This is a genomic window from Bradyrhizobium huanghuaihaiense (assembly GCF_007830635.1).
Lineage (GTDB): Bacteria > Pseudomonadota > Alphaproteobacteria > Rhizobiales > Xanthobacteraceae > Bradyrhizobium > Bradyrhizobium huanghuaihaiense.
In genome coordinates this window covers 1-2,832 of sequence record NZ_VLLA01000089.1, presented here as the reverse complement: position 1 = coordinate 2,832, position 2,832 = coordinate 1, and the positions used below count along the sequence as shown (strand labels likewise).

At 57.3% G+C, this 2,832-nt stretch carries 2 protein-coding genes; one reads left to right on the top strand and one right to left on the bottom strand.

What is annotated here, in order from left to right:
* Positions 1 to 323: 323 nt before the first annotated feature.
* Positions 324 to 1,670 (top strand): citrate-proton symporter, encoded by a 1,347-nt coding sequence (locus tag IQ16_RS44860; RefSeq protein ID WP_174719444.1) that lies wholly within the window; start codon positions 324 to 326, stop codon positions 1,668 to 1,670.
* A 389-nt stretch (positions 1,671 to 2,059) separates the two neighbouring features.
* Here the strand turns inward: IQ16_RS44860 and IQ16_RS44855 are convergent, their stop codons facing one another.
* On the bottom strand, positions 2,060 to 2,266 hold the full coding sequence (locus tag IQ16_RS44855; protein WP_011084669.1) for a hypothetical protein: 207 nt from the start codon (positions 2,264 to 2,266) through the stop codon (positions 2,060 to 2,062).
* Between the last annotated feature and the right edge of the window lie 566 nt (positions 2,267 to 2,832).

The following is a 2,832-nucleotide window of genomic DNA, read 5'->3' as shown; positions in this document are numbered from 1 at the left end:
CTTCAGTCTCCTCTCGGCTCTCTGACAAGCCAAGGATCGCAGAGCGAAAGCCGAAGCGAAACCAGTCAATCAAATGGGAGAAAAGCTCCGCTTACCTCTTACCGGCCAGGCCTGGGATCAGACCAGAAGTCAAATCGGCCCAGAAAGGCAGGCATTCTTATTGCAGACGTTACCGTGAGGTTTGTAGCGACGCGCTTCAGGCTACATGTGGACAGGCGCAATGGCCGTGAAGGACGAGTTCGGGCAAGCGGACTGCAACTTTGCGCGACCGGTGTCTGGTGGAAATGTTCGGGCCAGGGTTCGCGCTCCAGATCAGGTTGAGGATGGCGAGGCAATTAACTCGAGAGAGGCTGGAGCCGGTCCCCAGTCCGGCAGACGAAGGCTTAACGCGCCGGGCGGTGTTGGGCGCCACCATCGGCAATATGCTCGAATTCTACGACTTCGGCACCTATAGCTTTTTCGCAATACAGATCGGTCAGGCGTTCTTCCCGGCAACCGACCAGTTCGCCAGCCTCATGCTGTCACTCGGAACCTTCGGCGCGGGTTTTGTGACCAGGCCAATCGGGTCCATCGTGCTCGGCTCCTATTCGGATCGGGTTGGCCGCCGGCCTGCCATGACCGCCAGCTTTGCTATGATGAGCGTCGCGGTCCTATTATTGGCCATTACGCCATCGTACGAGACAATAGGATTTGCCGCTCCGTTGCTAGCCATCTTCGCACGCTTGCTGCAGGGCTTTGCTCTCGGAGGCGAAGTCGGTCCAACGACAGCCTACTTGATGGAAGCGGCACCAGCCAAAGCCCGCGGTCTTGCTGTCTCCTTTCAGCCCGCGAGCCAACAGGTCGCTGCGACGGCTGGAGCGTTGGTTGGAGAAATACTCTCGCTCACCATGACAAGTGAGGCGCTCAATGCATACGGATGGCGGATCGCGCTGTTGCTCGGCGCCGTTACTTTGCCGTTCGGACTTTGGCTGCGGAGCGTCCTACCCGAAACGTTTCTCCGCCCGGAGGCGCCGGTTCTGGTCACCCGGCCTGTAAGGCGATCGCCCGCCGCTCGCCGCATCATGAGCTTGGGATTCGTCATCTTGGCCAGCTGCACGATCACTACTTACGTTACGGGATATATGACCACCTACGCCTTGAACACCCTCCACGTATCCGCGCCTCTCGCCTTCGGCGCCACGCTCATCAGCAATATGGCAGGCATTGCTGCGGCGCTGTTGGGCGGCCTGCTCGCCGACCGCGCAGGCCGCCGGCGCATCATGATATGGCCGCAGGCAGCTGCGTTGCTGATGATCTATCCGGTATTCTTGTGGATTGCAGAGAGCCGCAGCGCCTTCGCACTTTTAGGAGGCCTCGGCACGCTCACCCTTATCGGAACGGTTCCGTATAGCGCCTTCTACGTAAGCATGGCCGAGAGTTTGCCCAGGAACATTCGTGGTGGCGCCTTCGGGACGACTTACGCTTTTGCCATAGGCATTTTCGGAGGCACAGCTCAACTGGTCGTCACATGGCTGATCTACTTGACCGGGAGCGCACTCGCGCCCGCCTGGTACATGCTTTTCGCGAGCGCGGCCGGGCTCTTTGCCATGGTGATGATGCCGGAGACGGCGCCACTCAATTTCGAGCGAAACCATAGACGAACATCTGTAACGGCACGATCGCCGCCCTAGTAGCTTAGCCGAACAGGTAAGGATGACATCTGTGACGTCCGAAATGCGAACATCGAGCAGGAGCACGGTATGGGGCTAGCCCGAACAGCAATCTATCCTGAAAACTGGCGCAGCTTGACATCGTGAAGGAGTTCCGGCCGTAACGGCAGCGTCGCGGTCTGAAACGGCTTTCTCCGTTTACCCAACGTTCGCCGATGCTGCAGTTGAGCGATCGGGCTGCCGTCACCCGCCGGCTGGAGTGAGCAATGACTCTGATCATCTTTAGAGAACAAGAAGGCGCGGCTCGCACCATCCGCCAGCGTAAACGAACGGCATAAGGATGCGGCCGCTGACGGAGCAGCGGCCGCACGAGGCTCGATCCTCATTCTCTGCTTGATTGTTTTCCGTCGTCAGTGCAGCACGCACGCGGGATCGGTCAAGCAAAAAAACAGATCGCAGATACCATTCAATGGGTCATCGGCGCACTGAGGATACGATGTATCGGCTACCTGCACGCTGGAGGTGAGCGGTTGCGCGGCAACTTCTGCAGCAAATGGAGGTACCGCCGCGGTCGCAAGTGCGAGGGCGCTCGCCGTCACCAAAACTGACTTCTTCATTGGGAGATCGCTTCCCTAGGTTAGCCCCAGCCGTGGTGACGGTCTATATGACGACGCTACAATCGGTAAAATTGATTTTCTTGATCAGATCTATCGACCGAATGGATAAGTTCGGCCATCACCGCATCGCTCCGTCTACCCGCTCGGAACCTGTAGACCTACTTATGATCGGATGCTCGTCGCACCTCCGTCGATGCATTTCTCGGAGCACCCGACTAGGGTCTGTTTGGATTCAGGATTGAACTTCCCAGCCGGAACGATTCAAACTCAATCCGCTGCAGAAATGCCGGGGCCAAACACCTAGTTTTCCGTTAATTTCTCGGCGTCAGCTTACGGACAGCTAAGCTGCTTATCTGCGGAGTCAGGTCTAACGACCTGAAACACAATGCAACCGGCATAGGAGTGTGGTCGTCATGGACGATCGAGTTAACAATATGTCGCATGTTCCATCCTACGATGAGTATCATTACGCTAGCCCGTCTTATTCGTAAAGGACCGGCTCATGCGTCGGCTTTGTCAGCTTTCTGTCAGCTCGTCCAAATAGTAGCTCGTTGTGATGAGAACCA

Coding starts and splice junctions, on each gene's coding strand:
- IQ16_RS44860 (WP_174719444.1), top strand. CDS start 324: ATGGCGAGGCAATTAACTCGAGAGAGGCTGGAGCCGGTCCCCAGTCCG.
- IQ16_RS44855 (WP_011084669.1), bottom strand. CDS start 2,266: ATGAAGAAGTCAGTTTTGGTGACGGCGAGCGCCCTCGCACTTGCGACC.